At 62.6% G+C, this 18,829-nt stretch carries 12 protein-coding genes; 9 read left to right on the top strand and 3 right to left on the bottom strand.

Annotation, left to right across the window (positions count from 1 at the left end; genetic code table 11):
• Positions 1-30 precede the first annotated feature (30 nt).
• Entirely contained in the window at positions 31-1,473 is a 1,443-nt protein-coding gene (locus CDQ92_RS13790; RefSeq protein ID WP_158213846.1) for an MFS transporter, read from the bottom strand.
• Between the two features lie 159 nt (positions 1,474-1,632).
• Between CDQ92_RS13790 and CDQ92_RS13785 the strand changes: the two genes are divergently transcribed.
• The 6 genes from CDQ92_RS13785 (at position 1,633) to CDQ92_RS13760 (ending at position 9,653) form a co-directional block, all read left to right on the top strand.
• Positions 1,633-3,762: a TonB-dependent receptor gene (locus CDQ92_RS13785; protein ID WP_088441934.1), complete on the top strand. Its 2,130-nt coding sequence runs from the start codon at positions 1,633-1,635 to the stop codon at positions 3,760-3,762.
• Between the two features lie 110 nt (positions 3,763-3,872).
• A complete protein-coding gene (locus CDQ92_RS13780; protein WP_088441933.1) occupies positions 3,873-4,982 on the top strand; it encodes a glycoside hydrolase family 68 protein in 1,110 nt (369 codons plus the stop codon).
• Positions 4,983-4,984: 2 nt separating this feature from the next.
• Positions 4,985-5,890, top strand: a complete 906-nt coding sequence (locus CDQ92_RS13775; protein WP_088441932.1) for an ROK family protein — start codon at positions 4,985-4,987, stop codon at positions 5,888-5,890.
• 10 nt (positions 5,891-5,900) lie between these two features.
• Positions 5,901-7,073, top strand: a complete 1,173-nt coding sequence (locus tag CDQ92_RS13770; RefSeq protein WP_158213845.1) for a serine hydrolase domain-containing protein — start codon at positions 5,901-5,903, stop codon at positions 7,071-7,073.
• A gap of 11 nt (positions 7,074-7,084) precedes the next feature.
• Positions 7,085-8,026 carry an alpha/beta hydrolase gene (locus CDQ92_RS13765; protein ID WP_088441930.1) on the top strand — a complete coding sequence of 314 codons (942 nt, stop codon included), beginning with the start codon at positions 7,085-7,087 and terminating at the stop codon, positions 8,024-8,026.
• Positions 8,027-8,084: 58 nt separating this feature from the next.
• Positions 8,085-9,653, top strand: coding sequence for a long-chain fatty acid--CoA ligase (locus CDQ92_RS13760; RefSeq protein WP_088441929.1), 1,569 nt, complete (start codon positions 8,085-8,087; stop codon positions 9,651-9,653).
• A gap of 98 nt (positions 9,654-9,751) precedes the next feature.
• On the opposite strand, the gene CDQ92_RS13755 is transcribed toward CDQ92_RS13760, so the two are convergent.
• Both CDQ92_RS13755 and CDQ92_RS13750 read right to left on the bottom strand, forming a co-directional pair.
• Positions 9,752-11,239 (bottom strand): MFS transporter, encoded by a 1,488-nt coding sequence (locus CDQ92_RS13755; RefSeq protein WP_088442256.1) that lies wholly within the window; start codon positions 11,237-11,239, stop codon positions 9,752-9,754.
• A gap of 108 nt (positions 11,240-11,347) precedes the next feature.
• Positions 11,348-12,382: a LacI family DNA-binding transcriptional regulator gene (locus tag CDQ92_RS13750; protein ID WP_088441928.1), complete on the bottom strand. Its 1,035-nt coding sequence runs from the start codon at positions 12,380-12,382 to the stop codon at positions 11,348-11,350.
• 319 nt (positions 12,383-12,701) lie between these two features.
• On the opposite strand from CDQ92_RS13750, the gene CDQ92_RS13745 reads away from it, so the two are divergent.
• From CDQ92_RS13745 to CDQ92_RS13735, 3 genes are all read left to right on the top strand, one after another.
• Positions 12,702-15,452 (top strand): TonB-dependent receptor, encoded by a 2,751-nt coding sequence (locus tag CDQ92_RS13745; RefSeq protein ID WP_088441927.1) that lies wholly within the window; start codon positions 12,702-12,704, stop codon positions 15,450-15,452.
• Positions 15,453-15,513: 61 nt separating this feature from the next.
• Positions 15,514-17,022, top strand: a complete 1,509-nt coding sequence (locus CDQ92_RS13740; RefSeq protein WP_268239140.1) for a tryptophan halogenase family protein — start codon at positions 15,514-15,516, stop codon at positions 17,020-17,022.
• Positions 17,019-18,809, top strand: a complete 1,791-nt coding sequence (locus CDQ92_RS13735; RefSeq protein ID WP_088441925.1) for an alpha-amylase family glycosyl hydrolase — start codon at positions 17,019-17,021, stop codon at positions 18,807-18,809. The genes CDQ92_RS13740 and CDQ92_RS13735 overlap by 4 nt, the downstream gene beginning before the upstream one ends.
• Positions 18,810-18,829 lie beyond the last annotated feature (20 nt).

The raw sequence follows: 18,829 nt of genomic DNA, 5'->3' as shown, positions 1-18,829 counted from the left end.
TCAGTTCCACGCTATCGATTGCACGGACAGTCAGTTCTGCGCAAGCGGAGCGATGATCGGGACGGGACTTGGCGTTGCGCTCGGACGTGCCGCAAGGCTGGCCAGGATTTCCGCGTGGCGCGCCTGATCGATGCGGTAGCGGTAAAGAAACGGAATGGCGGCCAGCACGACCAGCGCTCCGCCTAGGCCCCATAGGAGTCCCACCGCGGTTGCCGTGTCGGCGGGTATCGTCGCCGTGCTTCCCTTGGCAGGCGCGGTGAAGCCGACGAGTTGTAGACCAAGCCCCGATAGAAAGGCGCCAATGCCCGTGGCCGCTTTAGCGCCGATCATCAGCGCCGCAGCGTAGAGTGCCTCGCGGCGGACGCCGAACAGATGGTCATGTTCATCGACGGCATCGGCGATCATTGAATAGAAACACACGAAACAGAGTGCCCCGCAGGCTCCAAACAACAGGCCGCTGCCGGCGACAAGTGCGACCGCTGCGATCGAACCGGGCTGGACCATTCCGGCAACCGCAAGCAGCGTGATGAGGATCTGATAGGCGCCAAGCACCGCGACCGCGCCGATTACGCCGTCGCGCTTCTCGATCCGGACGAGGAGAAGCCCCGCCGCGAGCGTGCCGAGAAGCATTCCGACGGGAAGAATGAGAAGCGGCAGCTGCATATAGGCGGCCGGTAGCTCCCAGAAATAGCGGTAGGCGTGCAAGTTGATCGCGGTCGTTGCGCCTTGCCCGACGAGCACAAGCACGGCGCCGAGGAACATCGGCACAAAAGACGGGTTGCGGAAAAGCTGTAGCAGGTCGGCGAAGAAGCCAGTTTCTTCCGTCGCCCGCTCGGGCACGGGGAGGCTCCTCGCCTTGCGGAAAATGCCGGACACGCAGGTCAGACCAAAGCCTCCGATCAGGCAGGCGGTCAACAGGCCGAGCCACTGATAGGGCGGTTTCGACTGGAGCGCGCCGTCCGCGGCGAACAGGAATGCGAAGGCGGGCAACAACGCGGCCGCGGTCCCGAGCACGATGAAGAGGGCGCGAAAGCTACTGAGCACCGAGCGTTCGGAATAATCGTCGGTCAGTTCAGCCGTCAGCGCGGAATGCGGAAGGGCAAATACCGACAGTCCCACGCGCAGCACGATGTTGAGCAGCAGGACGTAGATGTAGAGGAAGGCGTCCGACCGGTTCGAGGGTAGGTTGAAGATGAGTGCAGCTGCGATCATCATTGGCGGAAGTGCGACGAGCATGAAGGGGAGGCGGCGGCCCCAGCTCGATCGCCAATTGTCCGAAAGCCTGCCGATATAAGGATCGAGCAGGCCATCGACCACGAGCGACACCAGAAATATGCTCCCGGCAGCGCCGCCCGACATTCCGCACACGGCCGTGAGATAGAACAGCAGAAAGGTGTTGATCACGGCCTGGACGACCGCATCGACGGCTTGGCCGCTGCCATATAGGAGCTTTATCGGAACGCCGATTTGCATGCGTCGCCCAGAGGCCAAGTCCGTGCTCATCATCTCTCTCCACCTCTATTTGACGCAGCGGGTATCAGACTATTGACAGCTACGCAATCGATTGCGTAAACATCGTGCAATCGATTGCGCGACGACTCGGATGCGCAGCTTTATGAGGAGGGGATACCAATGAACCATCGCCTGTATTTCGCCGCGCTTGCCGGCGTTGCCCATCTGGCCTTCATGTCGCCGGTCGCTGCGCAGGAGAGCGTGAATGCCGACCCATCGGCGGCAGATGATGGCGACATCGTCGTCACGGCGACCCGCCAAGGCTCTCAAACGCTGATCGGCACGCCGCTCGCCATCCAGGCCTTCAGCGGAGAGCAACTGGAAGAACGCGGTATTCGCGAAACAACTGACTTGATCAGCTCGATCCCGGGCGCCTCCGCCGGCGAGCAGGTCGGGTCAGTGATCAAGACCTTTTCGCTCCGCGGCGTCGGTGCCGCCGGCGGCATCGGCGACTCGCCGATCGGCTATTATATCGACGACGTGCCTTTCGCGGTCCCCAATTCGCCGATCGCGCCGCCGCTTCGGTTCATCGACATCGATCGGGTCGAGGTGCTGCGCGGGCCGCAGGGCACGCTCTATGGACAGGGTTCGGCCGGCGGCACGATCATCTATCACACGCGCGACCCCGATCTGAACAATGTCGAGATGCGCGGTGAGGCGACGATTGCCAAAATGGATGATGCGAGCGCGCTGAACTACGGCATCTCGGCAGCCATTTCGGTGCCGCTCATCAAGGACAAACTCGCGATCCGCATCAGCGGCGGATATGACAAGCGCGCGGGTTATGTCGATATTTTCGCCGATACACCGGCAACGGGCGCGCCGACCAAGAAGAATGCCAACGACATCACCAATCGCGATGTGCGCGCCGTGCTTCTCTGGCAGCCGACCGATGCGCTGAAGGTTCGCGTTCAGGCCGCCCATTGGGAGCCGCGCCAAGACTATACCCAGAGCATCAACCAGCTTGAGCCGGCACAGCAGTGGTTCAGCGGGACCACGCAGGGATATGAAAACGGCAATTTCGATCTCTACAGCCTTTCGGTCGAATATGATGCCGGCGCTGCAATCCTGAGCAGCTCGACGAGTTATCTCGACGCAGAATTTGGTTATTTGACGGGCCAGACCTTTGGGCCACTCGGCACAGGCTCGCTTTTCAACGGTTATGACGCCCGCAGCTTCGCGCAGGAAATCCAGCTTCGCTCGAACGGCGATGGCCCCTTCCACTGGCTCGTTGGTGGTTTCTACCAAAATGCCAAGGCGGTTTTTAGCTTCGATGCGAACCTGACCGCGCTGACGATCAGCGGGTTCAACGACACGCGGACACGCAATTATTCCGCGTTCGGCGAGGTCAGCTACGATCTTTTCGGCGGAAAGCTCGTGCCGCTCGTCGGTGTTCGCTATTACAAAGACAATCGCCGGTTCAACGCGGACTCGATCCTGACTGGAACGGGGTCGGGCCAGACCAAGCCAGACAAGATCACCTGGCGCGCGAACCTGTCCTATTTCCCGACGGACGATTTGACAGCCTTCGTCACGGTCAGCACAGGTTTCCGCAGCGGCATCACCCAGACTCCTTTCCAGGCATCGCTCGTCGAGCTCTCGGGTATTCCGTCGTCGATCGCGCTCGATCCCGATACGTTGACCAATTATGAGGCAGGCATCAAAGCCAAGCTTGCCGACGGCCGCGTTCAGCTCGGCCTCAACATCTATCGGATCGACTTCAAAGATCTTCAATTTGGCCTGACGCCGTTCGGGGTCGCTGCGTTCGCCAATGTCGGCGAAGCACGAACCATAGGCGTCGATCTCGAGGCGCGATGGCGTACGCCGCTCGAGGGGCTCAATCTCGGTGCGGTCGCTAACTGGAACGACAGCGAGTTCCGGAATATCTTTCCTGCCGTGACCGCATCGCTGCCCAATGTGGCACAGGGCGAGCGGCTGTCGAGCACTGCCAAATATAACTACCGTCTCGACGCGGACTTCGAGCGGCCGCTCGGCAGCGGCGACCTGCGCTTCTTCCTGAACGGGTCGGCGGCGCGAACCGGAAGCCGGGTCATGTACGACGGCTACGTTGTCCGCCCCTATTCGCTCTACAATGCAAGCGTCGGTCTCCGCACCGACCGCTGGGAGCTCTCGCTGTTTGGCGAAAACCTTGCGGACGAGCGCGGGCCCAGCTTCGTTCGCAACAGCTTGCTGTTGGCGGGACCATATCCGCGCACGATCGGCTTGCGGCTTCGCACGACAATCGATTGATCGGCGTCGGCCGGGTGGCGGTTCACGTCCGCCCGGCCGGTCTCCCAGTCTCCGTCATCGATCGAACGGCATAATCATTGCCAGCAGAAAACCTTAAGAGCGAACCTATTATGACACTTCCAGCCCGCTGGACGGGCGATCACGTCAAGGCGATCGACGCCGTAGCGGTCGCGAGCGCTCCACTTCTCGGCAGCAGCGACGTCGTCCACGTGGCCCCTGACCTTTGCGTATGGGACGCCTGGCCTTTGCAGGACGAAAGCGGCGACCCCCATCATATTGAGGCTGGGCGGCAGCTTTGGATGGCCCTCGGTGCGCCATGGTTCGCAGATCCCGACGAGCGTCATGGCCATGCCCGGATACACTTGTTGCTGCGTGATGGCGCGACATGGCGCGACCTTGGTCCCGCCATGCCCGATGACTTCTCCCCCGGGAGTCGCGAATGGTCCGGCTCCGCCGTGGTCGCGGCGGACGGTGTGACAGCGACGCTTTATTTCACCGCCACGGGACGACGAGGCGAAACGCATATCAGCTTCGAGCAGCGGATTTTTTCAGCGTCGGCAACGCTCGATAAGTCGGACCACATGCCGCGGCTTCGCGACTGGCGCGATCTAAAAGAAATCGTCACGCGAGATCCTGCGCATTATATGACCACTTCAGGGGGCGAAGGCGAGGTCGGCAAGATCAAGGCCTTTCGCGATCCCGCTTTCTTCCGCGACCCGATTGGCGGCGAGAGCTATCTCCTGTTCGCGGGTTCGCGCGCCGGGTCACACTCTGCCTATAATGGCATCGTCGGCATCGCACGGCAGGATCCGGGCCCTGACGCGCGCTGGCATATCCTGCCTCCGGTGATCAGCGCCGACACGCTCAACAATGAGCTGGAGCGGCCGCACATCATATTTCACGGCGACCTCTATTATCTGTTCTGGTCGACGCAGCGCCATGTCTTCGAGCCAACGGGACCCGTAGGCCCTACCGGACTATATGCGATGGTGTCGGACTCGCTGCTTGGGGGCTGGACGCCGGTGAACGGCAGCGGGCTCGTATTCGCCAACCCCGATGCGGCGCCCGCACAGGCTTATAGCTGGTTCGTTTTGCCCGACCTCTCGGTCACGAGCTTCGTCGACGATTGGGCAGGCGACGGTCCCCGGAATTTTGGCGGCACATTTGCCCCCTTCGTCCATCTGTGGCTCGCGGGCGACAAGGCCGGGATCGTGCGATAGCTATGGCGCCGATGGATCAAATCGCAGGCATTGAACTCGGGGGCACGAAGGCGCTCGCTGTCCTCGCAAGGGGCACGGAAATCCTTGCAAGCGAGCGCATTGCGACGACCACGCCCGACGAGACCCTAGGAGCGCTGGTCGATTTATTGAATGGCTGGAAACGCGACCAAGGCTACGCCGCGCTCGGCATCGCATCGTTCGGACCGCTCCGCCTCGATCCCGATGCGGCGGATTATGGGTTGATGCTGGCCACCCCGAAAGTGGGATGGACGGGCGCTGATATCGCGAAAACCTTGCGCGCGGCCTCGGATTGCCCGACCCGGGTCGATACCGACGTCAACGCCGCCGCTCTCGCCGAATGGCGCTGGGGCGCGGGCAAAGGGCTGGACAGCGTCGTCTATCTGACGCTTGGGACCGGCGTGGGGGGAGGGGTTCTTGTCGGCGGCCGTCCGGTCCACGGCGCACTTCACCCCGAGATAGGCCACCTCCGGCTGCGGCGCGCATCAGGCGATGATTTCCCGGGCAGCTGTCCATTTCATGGCGATTGCGCCGAGGGCTTGCTCTCCGGCCCAGCCCTGCGGGCGCGGTTCGGAGCCTCAGGGGCGACTATCAGTGATGACGATCCGCGGTGGTCCTTTGTCGCGCACGATCTTGCGCAACTGATTGGCGCGCTTCTGCTTGTTACGAGTCCGCAGAAAATTCTGATTGGCGGCGGGGTGGGTCTTGGCCGCTCATTCCTGTTGGAACGAGCCTGGCAGCACGTTGTCACCGACTTGGCGGCTTATCTGCCTCATGTCAGCGATGCAGATCCCGTTTCTTTGATCGGACTTCCCGCCTTGGGAGAAAAAGCCGGGCCACTCGGCGCTATCGCGCTCGGCGAGGCGGCGCTTCGCGACGCGAGAGCTTGAGGGGAATATCGTGACCGTAAATATAGAAATCCACGGCACCGTCGATCCGCAATTTTCCGCGTGCCTCGACGCGTTTCGGGGCAATTTTCGCGAAGGCGGTGAACTGGGCGCGGCATGCGCTGTCTACCGCGATGGCGAACTGGTGGTCGATCTTTGGGGCGGATCGGCTGACAGCAAATCGAAGGCGGTTTGGGAGCCTGATACAACCGTGCCCGTCTTTTCGGTCACCAAAGGGATCTCCGCGCTTTGCATCTTGTCGCAGGTGTCGGCTGGCGTGATCGATCTCGATCGTCCGCTCGCGCATTATTGGCCCGAATTCGCCGTGCACGGGAAAGGCGACATCAGCGTTCGCCGCGCCCTCGCGCACCAGGCCGGTGTCCCGCTGCTGAGCGGCAAGATCACGCTCGAAGATCTCGCTGACACGGCGGCGATGGCAGCCAGGCTTGCAAACGAACCGCCGCTCTTCGAGCCGGGTTCGACGCACGCCTATCATGCCGTTACCATCGGCTGGATCACATCCGAATTGATGCGGCGGGTGACGGGACAGACGGTGGGCTCGTGGTTTCGCTCCACGTTGGCGGAGCCGCTCGATCTCAATATTCAGATTGGCCGCGGTGCAGATGCGCGCCCGGCCGTCGCCGTGGTGGAAGTTCCGGCGGAGTATGACACGCCCGAACTCGACCCGGATCTGATCCCGGCGCGCGCGATCACATTGAACGGAATGTTCCCGGCAAGCTTGAGCGGACTGGTAGCGGGCTTGAACGACCCCGCCATGCAGCGTGTCGAACTGGCCGGCGCGAACGGTGTCGCCGACGCCCGATCGCTGTCACGTCTCTACTCTAAAGCGATCGGCGGGGGAGGCGAGGCGCCGCTTCTTTCGGATGGCACTCTGCGCGACGCGTGCGAGGTCGTCTCCGCCGGGACGCCATTGGGACAGGAATTTCCCGGCCCGACTTGGGGAGCGGGTCTCATGCTTCCATGGGCCGTTCAGCCAATGCTTGGCGAGGGATCGTTCGGGCACGATGGCGCCGGCGGGTCGCTCGCCTTCGCCCACGCGCCGTCGGGAGTCAGCTTCGCTTATGTTCGCAATCGCTTTGGCCAGCCAGGGGTGAAGGACCCGCTCGTATACGCGGTCGTCGATGCCCTTGCCCAGACGCTCGGCCTTTCCATCCCCGATTATTGACGGAGAATATCATGGCGCTCGATCCAGTCCTTCAGCAGCTTATCGATCAATTGCCCACCGTGCCGCCGGGCCCCGTGGACTATCCGTCGCTCCGCCAGCAGGCGGCCGCGATGATCCCGCTCATCGTCGGACCTGAAGGCCGCATCGAGGTTGCTTCGGTCGAAGACAGGCAGATCGAGGCAGGGGGCGAGACCGTCCCGCTCCGCATCTATCGTCCCGCAACGGAAGCGGTCGGAACGCTACATTATATCCACGGGGGCGGCTGGGCCATCGGGGACCTCGACACCGTCGATCATACGGTCAGGCGGCTGTGCCGTGACCTGTCGATGGTTGTCGTTGCAAGCAGCTATCGCCTCGCTCCCGAGAACCCTTTTCCCGCCGCATTCGATGACAGCCTCGCAGCCGCCCGGTGGGTCTCGGCCAATCGCGCGGACCTTGGCGGAGAAGCGGCGCCAGCGGTGATCGCAGGCGACAGCGCCGGCGGTAACCTCGCTGCGGCGATCTGTCTCGCGATGCGGGATGCCGCGCAGGGTGTCCGTCCCTTCGATGCGCAACTCCTGCTCTATCCCGCTGTCGATCTTGGCGTGAGCGAAGACGATTATCACTCTCGCGTCCGCGATGCCGATCCCACACTGCGCAGGGCAAGTCTCGAAATCTGCGTGTCGGATTATGCGGCTGGCGCCGACGCCACAGATCCGCGCCTGTCGCCCATCAAGGCGCCAGACCTTTCGGACCTGCCGAGCGCCCTGACCGTCGTTCTCTCGGTCGATCCTCTACGCGATGAAGCGGTCGCTTACGCCGATCGGCTTCGCGACGCCGGGGTCGCATCAGAAATTCTGGAATTCGACAATCTGACCCACGGGTTCGTGCATTTTGCGGGGCTGATCCCTGCAGCAGCCGACGCGACAAATGTCGTCACCGCGCGCTTGCGCGCATTGTTGACAGCGTGCTGACTCGATCGGGCATGGTAAGCGCTTTTGAGAGGACACAGGGGTGACGATACCAGGATTGATGCAGAACCTGCCGCTTAACATCTCGCAGATATTGGAGTTCGCCGCGACCGCGCACGGCGACCGCGAGATCGTGTCCAAGGACTGCGACGGCGACATTTTTCAATACGATTACGCGGGCGCGGCCTCGCGCGCCAATGCCGCCGCACAATGGCTGGGCAGCCTTGGTCTGGCGTCCGGAGACCGCATCAGCTCTCTGGCCTGGAATACGCACCGGCATTTCGAGCTTTTCTTCGCGGTACCCGGGGCAGGCTATGTCTTGCATACGGCCAATCCGCGCCTGCCAATCGAACATATCGCCTTCACGATCAATCACGCTGCGAGCCGCGTTCTGCTTTACGACCGCAATCTCGCAGAGACGGTCGAACGCCTCAAGCCGATGCTGGAGACGGTCGAGCATTTCGTGCTGCTGACCGCCGAGGATTATGATGCGAGGTTAGCAGCATTCCCTAGCCAATCGAACTGGCCGCAGTTCGATGAAAACAGCGGCGCATTCCTTTGCTACACTTCGGGAACAACGGGAGATCCGAAGGGCGTCCTTTACTCGCATCGTTCGGTCGTCCTTCATGCGCTCGTCGCCGGTCTGTCCGGCGCGCTCGATTTCTCGGCCTTCGATGTCATCATGCCCTGCCAGTCGCTCTATCACGCAACAGCTTGGGGGCTCCCATTCGCCGGCGCGATCAACGGCGCGAAATTCGTCCTTCCCTGTGACAAGTTTGATGGTGCCAGCCTGCAGGCGCTCATCAAAGCCGAGGGTGTAACCTTCTCGGGCGGTGTGCCGACCATCTGGACGATGTATCTCGACCATCTGGCTCGAACGGGCGAAGATACCGGCACTCTCGAACGGGTCGTGATCGGGGGTTCCGCTGTCCCGCGCGCGATGGCCGAGACCTTTGAAACCCGATATGGTGTCAAAGTACGGCAGATCTGGGGAATGACCGAAATGTCCCCTCTCGGCGTCCTTGCCACGCCGACGCCGAAAATCGCGGCGCTCGGTGATGACGCGATGAACGAGATAATCTGGACCCGCCAAGGGCGGCTTCAGTTCGGTGTGGAGCTCAAGATCGTCGACGACGACGGGGTGGGGTTGCCGCATGACGGCATCAGCGCTGGAGCGGTAATGGTCCGCGGTCCGTGGGTGATAGAGCGCTACTTCCGGCAAGAAGAAACCGCGCTCGATGCGGAGGGATGGTTCGACACAGGCGACATCGCCACGGTCGACGCAAACGGCTTCATGCGCATCACCGACCGCAAGAAGGACGTCATCAAGTCAGGTGGAGAATGGGTGAGTTCGATCGACATCGAAAATGTGGCGGCGGCTTGCCCGGGCGTCAAAGTTGCCGCGGTGGTGGGCGTATTCCATCCGAAATGGGAGGAGCGGCCTGTTCTTGTGATCGAGACTATGGACGGTGCGACGCTATCCGAAACAGAGGTTCGGGAATGGCTTGAGCCTCGATTGGTCAAATGGTGGATGCCCGACCGCGTGATCTTCGATGAGATCCCGCTCACGGCCACCGGCAAGATTGACAAGAAGACGCTGCGCTTGTCGTTCGCCGATTGTCTGCGCTGAGCAATGCGAAGCGATAGAGACGGCAGCTTTACCTGATCCGGGCCCTAAAGCGGTCGGTCTGGAATCGGCCACCGTCAGCCTTAGCCGTCTTTGCCATGCTATGGGGCCGACTGGTCGACCCGTGTCATCGCAATCATTGCAAGGAGTAAGGCAAATGCAGCGAAGGCCATCGTATAGATGGGCTCTCCTGGAAACAGCGATTTCATGATCGAGCCCATCACCGTTGCGACGAGCAATTGCGGGACGACGACGAAGACGTTGAAGAGCCCCATGTAGATGCCGAGCTTGGCTTGCGGCAGGCTGGAGGCGAGGATCGCATAGGGCATCGCGAGGACCGACGCCCAGAAAATGCCGATGAAGACCTCGCTGACGATCAAATGCGTAGGGTCGCGCAGCAGGAAGAAGCTGGCATATCCGACCGCGCCGCACGCGATGCCGACGATGTGCGTCCGCGCCTGCCCAAGGCGGCGGGCGAGCCAGGGGAGCAAGGTCAGCGCCGCGATCGCGGCGACGCCGTTGTAGATTGCGAACAATTCGCCGACCCAGTTGCCCGCTTCCTGATAGGCAGCGCTGGCGGCGTCGGTCGTTCCGAAATGATATTGGGCGACGATCGGGGTGGTGTTGATCCACATGATGAACAGCGCCGACCAGCTGAAGAACTGGACGAGCGCCAGCCGCTTCATCAGCGGCGGCATGCCGGAGAAATCGCCGACGATGCTCGACAGCATATTGTGGTCGTTGCCCCGGCGCGCCAGCGCGATCGCGGCCATGTTCGCAAGGCCGTAGCCGATGAGCAGCGCGCCGAGCAGCAGGACTTCGCGAAGCAGCGCGAAATGATGCTGGACGAACAGGACGAGGACGCCCGCGGCGGCCCAGGCGAGGCCGCCATGATAGCTGCGCGAGGCGAGCGGGCGGCTGGCCTGACCCCCGTCGGGCGTGGCGCTTTCGAATGCCGCCATCTGTTCGGGGCTAAATTCGTCGGTGGTGACGACGGTCCACAGCACTGCGAGGAACAGCGCGATCCCGCCGAACCAGAAGGCGTAGCGCACCGTGTCGGGGATCTGGCCGGGCGGTGCGACATTGGCGACCCCCATCGCCTCCATCAGCGAGGGGAACAGCGACCCGACGACGGCGCCGGCGCCGATGAAGGCGGTCTGCACCGCATAACCGACGCTGTGCTGGTCCTTGCGCAGCATGTCGCCGACGAAGGCGCGGAAGGGCTCCATCGAGATGTTGAGCGAGGCGTCGAGGACCCACAGCATCATCGCGGCGAACCAGATCGCGGGACTTTCGGGCATGACGAATAAGGCGATGGCGGCGAGGATCGCGCCGGCGAGGAAATAGGGGCGGCGACGCCCGAACCGGCCGAGCCACGTCCGGTCGCTCATATGCCCGATGATCGGCTGTACGAGCAGGCCGGTCAGCGGCGCGGCGACCCACAGGCCGGGGAGCCGTTCGATATCTTCGCCCAGCGACTGGAATATCCGGCTCATGTTCGCATTTTGCAGCGCGAAGCCGATCTGGATGCCGAAAAAGCCGAAGCTGATATTCCATAGGCCGGCAAAGCCCTGCTTCGGTTTTTCCATCATGCGTCTCCCCTTGCGGCCGCCGTCGCGGCTCGCGTTGGTCCGGGTGTCGCAGCGCGCGCGGGGCAGGGCAAGCGCGGTGCGGCTACGTATACGAATACGTTAGTGTCAGACCGCCGTGCTCTGGCGCCGGATCAGCCGGGCCGGCAATATCCGCTCTTCGACCGGGCGGTCGTCGATGCGCGCGAGCAACGCATCGACGAGCAATGTTCCCGCGCCCTTCATATCCTGCATCACCGTGGTCAGCGTCGGCGTGGTCTGGCTGGCGGCCGGGATATCGTCGAAGCCGATGATCGCGACGTCCTGCGGCAGCCGCAGCCCCGCTTCGGTCAGCGCGCGCATCGCGCCGATGGCGATCAGATCGCTCGCGGCGAAGACCGCGTCGAAAGACTGGCCGCCTTCGATCAGCGACCTTGCGGCGGCATAGCCCGAATCCTCCGACGACACCGCGTCGCGCTGCAGCGCCGGGTCGGGTTCGACACCCGCGGCGCGCATCGCGCGGCAAAGTCCGTCGTAACGGTCCTGGAATTCGGGCGCATGGTCCGACGCGTCGCCGAGGAAGGCGATACGGCGGCGCCCGACCTCGACCAGATGCGCGCCCGCTTGCTCGCCCGCGCCGACATTGTCCGATCCGACGGTCAGCCCGATACCGTCTTCGGATACCGATCCCCAGCGCACGAACTTTGTCCCCATCTCGACAAGATGCTCTAGCTTGGTGAGGTAAAGCTGATAATCGCCATAGCCCAGCAGGATGATCCCGTCGGAGCGATGGCTGTCCTGATAGGTGACGTGCCAGTCATTGTGCATCTGCTGGAAACTGATCAGCAGGTCATAGCCGCGCCGCGCGCATTCGCGCGTGATCGACCCCAGCATCGACAGGAAGAAGGGGTTGATCATCGATTCGTCGGGGTTCGGATCCTCGAAGAAGAGCAGGGCGAGCGTGTGGGTACGTTGCGAGCGCAGGCTCGATGCGTTCTTGTCGACGGTATAGTTGAGTTCCTGCGCGATACGCTGAATGTTGGCGCGGGTCGCGGCGCTGACCGATTTGCTGCCGCGCAGCGCGCGCGACACGGTCGGCTGCGAGACGCCCGCCAGATAGGCGATGTCGAAACTCGTGGGCTTCGCCGAGGGCTGGCGCCCCATGTCTCTCTCCCTGATGCCGCGGTCTTGTCGATGGCCGCCGCCTGCCCCGGAGACTAGCGATTGGTCCGGTCTATGCCAAGAATTTGCACAGGCCGGAGTCCCGCCGTTTTCGGCGCTCAAAGCGTTGTATTTCTGCGACAGGGCGCTGCTCCGCATATTATGCGTATACGTATACCCTATGGCGGCGCGGCGTGATTGGTTTCAATTGCGAGGCTCAAGATGGGAAAACCCATATGTTGGAGAGGAGCCTGACGGACGCGCCGCGTCCCCCTCCCGATGCATGGGTCAAGACCACCCGTCCGTGCCAGGGGAGCCACACATGATCTTGCCGAACAATCTCAACCGCGGTGTCAGCGCCATCGCGCTCGGCCTTGCCTTGACCTTCTTGCTGCCCGCAACCGCGATGGCGCAGGACGCGAGCACCGCACCCGTCGATGAAGCACCCGCCGAGGACGAGATCGTCGTCAGCGGCATCCGCGGCGCGATCAACAATTCGGTTCAGGCCAAGAAGATCAACACCTCGATCGTCGAGGTCGTCTCGGCCGAAGACATCGGCAAGCTGCCCGACCTGTCGATCGCCGAATCGTTGTCGCGCCTGCCGGGCCTCGCGACGCAGCGCCTCGATGGCCGCGCCAATGTCGTGTCGATCCGCGGCCTCGCGCCCGACTTCACCACGACCCTGCTCAACGGCCGCGAACAGGTTTCGGCGAGCAACAACCGCGGCGTCGAGCTCGACCAATATCCGTCCGAACTGCTCAATGGCGCGATCGTCTACAAGACCCCCGACGCTTCGCTGATCGGGCAGGCAATCGGCGGCACGATCGACATGCGGACGGTGCGGCCGCTCGCCTATGGCAAGCGCACGATCGCGGCGGGCGCCCGTTTCGAGATCAACGATCTCGGTAAGCTCAACCCCGACATCTCGAACAAGGGCTACCGCGCCAACATCTCCTATATCGACCAGAATGCCGACGGCACGCTCGGCTGGGCGATCGGTTACGCGCGCATGCAGTCGCCGACCGCCGAGGAACGGTTCAACGCCTGGGGTTATCCCGAGGCGACCGACGGCACGAACACCGCTTTCGTCATCGGTGGCGCCAAGCCCTATGTGAAGTCGAACGAACTGAAGCGCGACGGCGTGATGGCGGTCGTCGAATGGGAACCCAGCGACAAGTTCCACACGACAATCGACGGCTATTGGTCGAAGTTCAAGGACGAACAGCGCCTGCGCGGGATCGAATTCCCGCTCTTCTGGGGCAATTCGACGCTGCAGCCCGGTTTCACCGTCGAAGATGGTCTGGTGACCAAGGGCGTCTGGACGGGCACCGAAGCCGTGATGCGCAACGACGTCGTCCATCGCGACTCGACGATCATCGCGGGCGGCTGGAACGCCCAGTTCAAGCCCAACGAGAAACTGACGCTCGAACTCGACCTCGGCTATTCGCGGATCAAGAAGACCGAGGAAAATCTCGAAATCTATCTCGGCACCGGTCGCGGCCAGAACGTCGGCGCGCGCGAAACCGCGCTCGGCTTCGAAATGCGCCCGAACGGCGGGATCATGTTCGACCCCTCGCTCGACTATGCCGATCCCAATTTGTTCGTGATCACCGATCCGCAGGGCTGGAACAGCTGCGGCGGCGCGGTGCCCAACTGCCAGGACGGGTTCGTCAACACGCCGCGCGTCAAGGACCAGCTGAAATCGCTGCGCCTGCAAGCGACGCAGGAACTGGGCGGCGTGATCAGCAGCCTGCGCGTCGGCGCCAACTATTCCGACCGCAAGAAAAGTCTCGACGACCGCGGCTTCGTGCTGACGAGCAAAAATTATCCGGCGAACACTGCGGTGCCTGCCGATTATCTCTATGATCCGGTGTCGCTCGACTTCATCGGCATCCCCGGCATGGTCGCGTTCGACAGCTGGCGTTTCTACAATGACGGAAATTATAATCTGACCGACGGTGCGGGCTTTGACCCGGCGCGCGTCTTCAACGATTATACGATCCGCGAAAAGGTGCTGACCGGCTTCGTCCAGGCGAATTTCAACGCCGATGCGGGCAGCACGCCGATCCGCGGAAACGTCGGCGTCCAGGTCATTCATTCGGACCAGACGGGCTCGAGCTTCTATGCGCAGGTCGTGGGCGGCGTGACCCAGTCGACGCCGGTGACCGACGGCGCCAAATATACCGACATCCTGCCGAGCATGAACTTGTCGATCGAGTTCGCCGACAACAGCTTCCTGCGCTTCGGCGCCGCGCGCGTGTTGGCGCGTGCGCGCATGGACCAGCTGAAGCCCGGCGGCGGCGTCAATTTTGATACATCGAAGCGCAACAACACAGACGTCAACGCGTCGCCCTGGTCGCTCGACCTCGGCAATGCGCGGCTGCGTCCGCTGATGGCCGACACGGTCGATGTCGGGCTCGAGAAATATTTCGGCCAAGGCGGCTATGTCTCGGTCGGCGGCTTCTACAAATATCTCGAAAATTACATCTATCGTCAGGTCAATCCGTTCGACTTCACCGACTTCGAAGTTCCCGACGGCGGAACGGTCGGCACGCGCGCGGGTCTCAGCAAGCAGTGGCTGAACGGCAATGCCGGGCGCGTCTATGGCGCCGAAGCATCCTTATCGCTGCCCTTCGCGAACCTCACGCAGGCACTCGACGGCTTCGGGGTGCTCGGCAGCGCCTCCTATACCAAGAGCCGCGTGCGCGAGGGCACGGAGGACGCGATTTCGATGCCCGGCCTGTCGAAATGGGTCATCAACGGAACCGCCTATTTCGAAAAGGACGGCTTCCAGGTGCGCGCGTCGGGCCGCTACCGCTCGAAATTCCTCGCCGAAGTTTCGACGATCAGCCTCGCGCGCGACATGTTCATGGCCAAGAGCGAATTCGTCGTCGACGCGCAGGTCGGCTATACCTTCCAGAGCGGCGCGCTCGAAGGGCTGGGCGTCCTGCTGCAGGCGTCGAACCTGACCAACGAGCCGTTCGTGACCTATTACAATAATGATCCGCGCCAGATCCGCGACTATCAGAATTATGGTCGCAACTTCATGGCCGGTATCACCTATAAGTTCTGACGGGACGAGCGGGCCGGCGCACAAGTCCGGCCCGCTTCCGGACAAGAGGGAATTGAACAGGGTGGGCGACAGTCGCATCACGAAGGTTGTGATCGTCGGCGGCGGAACCGCGGGCTGGATGGCCGCCGCGGCGCTGTCGCGCACGATGGACAATCTGTCGATCCGGCTGGTCGAGAGCGACGAGATCGGCACCGTCGGGGTCGGCGAGGCGACCATCCCGGCGATCCGCCTGTTCAATGCGCTGATCGGTATCGACGAGAATGAGTTCATTCGCGAAACCGGCGGGACGTTCAAGCTTGGCATCCAGTTCCACGACTGGGGCCGGATCGGCGACGTCTATATGCACGCGTTCGGGCAGATCGGGCGCAGCCTTGGCATGCTGCAATTCCCGCAATATTGGCTTCGCGGCCGGAACGAGGGCATCGCGGGGCGGCTCGGCGATTATTCGCTGAACGAAACCGCGGGGCGACAGAACCGCTTTGCGCGGCTGCCGCAGATCCCGAACACGAGCCTCGACGGCATCGCCTATGCCTTTCATTTCGACGCCGCGCTTTATGCCGCCTATCTGCGCAAAATCGCCGAACAGGCCGGGGCCGAACGTACCGAGGGCAAGATTTTCGGCGTCAGGCGGAACGGTGAAACGGGCCATGTCGAGGCGGTCGTGCTGGAAGATGGCACGGCGATCGACGGCGAGATCTTCATCGACTGTTCGGGCTTTCGCGCGCTGCTGATCGAGGAGGCGCTCGGAACCGGGTTTGAGGACTGGACTCACTGGCTTCCCTGCGACCGCGCCATCGCGGTGCCGAGCGAAAATGCCGGCCCGGCGCGGCCTTATACGCAGGCGATCGCGCATAAAGCCGGCTGGCAATGGCGCATCCCGCTCCAACACCGGACCGGCAACGGCCATGTTTTTTGCAGCGACTTCATCAGCGAGGATGAGGCGACTGCGACCCTGCTCGCCAATGTCGAGGGCCGCCCGCTCGCTGAACCGCGAATGCTGCGCTTCCGCACCGGCATGCGCAGGAAAGCGTGGAACGGAAATGTCGTCGCACTGGGCCTCGCCTCGGGCTTCCTTGAGCCGCTCGAATCGACCAGCATCCACCTGATCCAGAACGGCATCGCGAAGCTGCTCGCCCATTTTCCCGATCGCGATTTCGATGCCGCCAACATCGATGCCTATAACCGCCGGGTCCGCTTCGATTACGAACGCATCCGCGACTTCGTCATCCTCCACTATCACGCCAACCAGCGCACTGACTCGCCCTTCTGGATCCGTTGCCGCGAGATGGGCATTCCCGAAACGCTCGCGCACAAGATCGAGCTGTTCAGGAGTCAGGGCCAGATCGTTCGCGAAGGCGACGAACTATTCATCGAAATCGGCTGGTTCCAGGTGCTCACGGGTCAGAATATCATGCCCGATGGCTATCATCCGATGGCCGACCAGCTGACGCACGACGAACTGGCGAGCTTTTTCGCCGACATCGAAACGATCGTCGCGCGCACCGCATCGCATTTGCCTGGCCACGACGAATTTATCGCGCAGCATTGCGCTGCAGGAGTGCCCGCATGAGCTTGCTCGCATCGATCATTGCGCTGAGCCTGTCGGGCGCCGCGCCTGCCGCGGATTACCGCGAGCGCCCACCCGAGGACGAAATCATCTATTTCGTGCTTCCCGACCGCTTCGAGAATGACGATCCGAAGAATGATCGAGGCGGGCTGGAGGGCGACCGGCTCCAGACCGGCTATGACCCGACCGCCAAGGGCTTTTTCCATGGCGGCGACCTTGCGGGGCTCACCAAGCGGCTCGATTATATCGAGGGTCTGGGGGCGACCGCGATCTGGTTCGCGCCGATCTTCAAGAACAAGCCGGTGCAGGGGCCGAAAGGCGACGAAAGCGCCGGCTATCACGGCTATTGGGTCACCGACTTCACGCAGGTCGACCCGCATTTCGGCACCAATGCCGAATTCAAGGCGTTCGTCGACGCCGCGCACAAGCGTGGGATGAAAGTCTATATGGACATCATCGCCAATCACACCGCCGATGTGATCACCTACAAGGAAGATGCGGCCGGAGGCTTCCGCTACCGCAGTCTCGCCGATTTTCCTTATTCGCGGCGCGGCGGGATAAGGGGCGCGTCAATCAATTCGGGCTTTTCCGGCGACCATGTCGCCGATCTTGAAAACTGGAAGAAACTGACCGACCCGGCTTTCGCCTACACGCCCGTCGTACCGAAGGACGCGGAGCGGGTGAAGGTTCCCGCCTGGCTCAACGATCCGCTCTATTATCACAACCGCGGCAACAGCGACTGGGTCGGCGAATCCGCACTATACGGCGATTTTTCCGGGCTCGACGACCTCGCGACCGAGAACCCGCACGTCGTTCAGGGCTTTATCGACATCTATGGCCGCTGGATCGACGAATTCGGAATCGACGGGTTTCGCATCGACACGGCGAAGCATGTGAACCCCGAATTCTGGCAAGCCTTCGTGCCCGCGATGCTGGCGCGGGCGAAGGCGCGCGGCATTCCCAATTTCCACATCTTCGGCGAAGTCTATGTTGACGCGGTCGATCCGGGCGCGCTCGCCTGGTACACGCACGCGGCAGGCTTGCCCGCGGTGCTCGACTTCGGTTTCGCGCGCGCCGCGATCGATGCCTTGAGCGGCACGAAAGGAACCGGCGAGTTCGCGCGGCTGTTCGACGGTGACGCGCTCTACAAGGGTGGGGCAGGCGCCGCGCAAGAGCTGCCGACCTTCCTCGGCAATCATGACATGGGCCGCTTCGCGATGTTCGTGAAGGCCGCGAACCCTGCGGCGAGCGAGGCCGAACTGCTGCAGCGCGTGATGCTCGGCCATGCAATGCTGCTGACGCTGCGCGGGGTGCCGACGATTTATTATGGCGACGAGCAGGGGTTCGTGTCCGATGACAAGGATCAACTCGCGCGTGAGACCATGTTCGCGTCGAAGGTAGCGGCGTATAACGACAATGATCTGATCGGCAGCGCCGCGACGACCGCGACCGCCAATTTCGATCCCGCGCATCCGCTCTATCGCCATATCGCGACGCTGTCCGAAATCCGGCGCAAGACCCCGGCGCTGATGCGCGGCGCGACAAAGGTTCGCGCCTTTTCCGAAAAGCCCGGATTGCTTGCGGTATCGCGCTTCGATCCCGACACCGGCCGCGAAGTGCTGCTCGCCTTCAACACGTCGGCGGCGCCGCTGTCGGCGAATATTGCCATCGATATGAAAAGCGCGGGCTTTACCGCGCTCCACGGTGACTGTCCGGCAAGCCCCGCCGCGCCGGGCAGCCTCCATCTTTCCCTCCCCGCTTTCGGCACCATCATTTGCCAAGCCAGCTAATAAGCGAAGAACGCGCCACG

This window comes from Sphingopyxis bauzanensis (assembly GCF_002205675.1).
GTDB lineage: Bacteria > Pseudomonadota > Alphaproteobacteria > Sphingomonadales > Sphingomonadaceae > Sphingopyxis > Sphingopyxis bauzanensis.
Note: the sequence above shows the minus strand (reverse complement) of the source record. Positions and strands in the feature narration are given on the sequence as shown.

Coding starts and splice junctions, on each gene's coding strand:
- CDQ92_RS13775 (WP_088441932.1), top strand. CDS start 4,985: ATGGCGCCGATGGATCAAATCGCAGGCATTGAACTCGGGGGCACGAAG.
- CDQ92_RS13745 (WP_088441927.1), top strand. CDS start 12,702: ATGATCTTGCCGAACAATCTCAACCGCGGTGTCAGCGCCATCGCGCTC.
- CDQ92_RS13735 (WP_088441925.1), top strand. CDS start 17,019: ATGAGCTTGCTCGCATCGATCATTGCGCTGAGCCTGTCGGGCGCCGCG.
- CDQ92_RS13785 (WP_088441934.1), top strand. CDS start 1,633: ATGAACCATCGCCTGTATTTCGCCGCGCTTGCCGGCGTTGCCCATCTG.
- CDQ92_RS13790 (WP_158213846.1), bottom strand. CDS start 1,473: ATGCAAATCGGCGTTCCGATAAAGCTCCTATATGGCAGCGGCCAAGCC.
- CDQ92_RS13750 (WP_088441928.1), bottom strand. CDS start 12,382: ATGGGGCGCCAGCCCTCGGCGAAGCCCACGAGTTTCGACATCGCCTAT.
- CDQ92_RS13780 (WP_088441933.1), top strand. CDS start 3,873: ATGACACTTCCAGCCCGCTGGACGGGCGATCACGTCAAGGCGATCGAC.
- CDQ92_RS13760 (WP_088441929.1), top strand. CDS start 8,085: ATGCAGAACCTGCCGCTTAACATCTCGCAGATATTGGAGTTCGCCGCG.
- CDQ92_RS13765 (WP_088441930.1), top strand. CDS start 7,085: ATGGCGCTCGATCCAGTCCTTCAGCAGCTTATCGATCAATTGCCCACC.
- CDQ92_RS13755 (WP_088442256.1), bottom strand. CDS start 11,239: ATGGAAAAACCGAAGCAGGGCTTTGCCGGCCTATGGAATATCAGCTTC.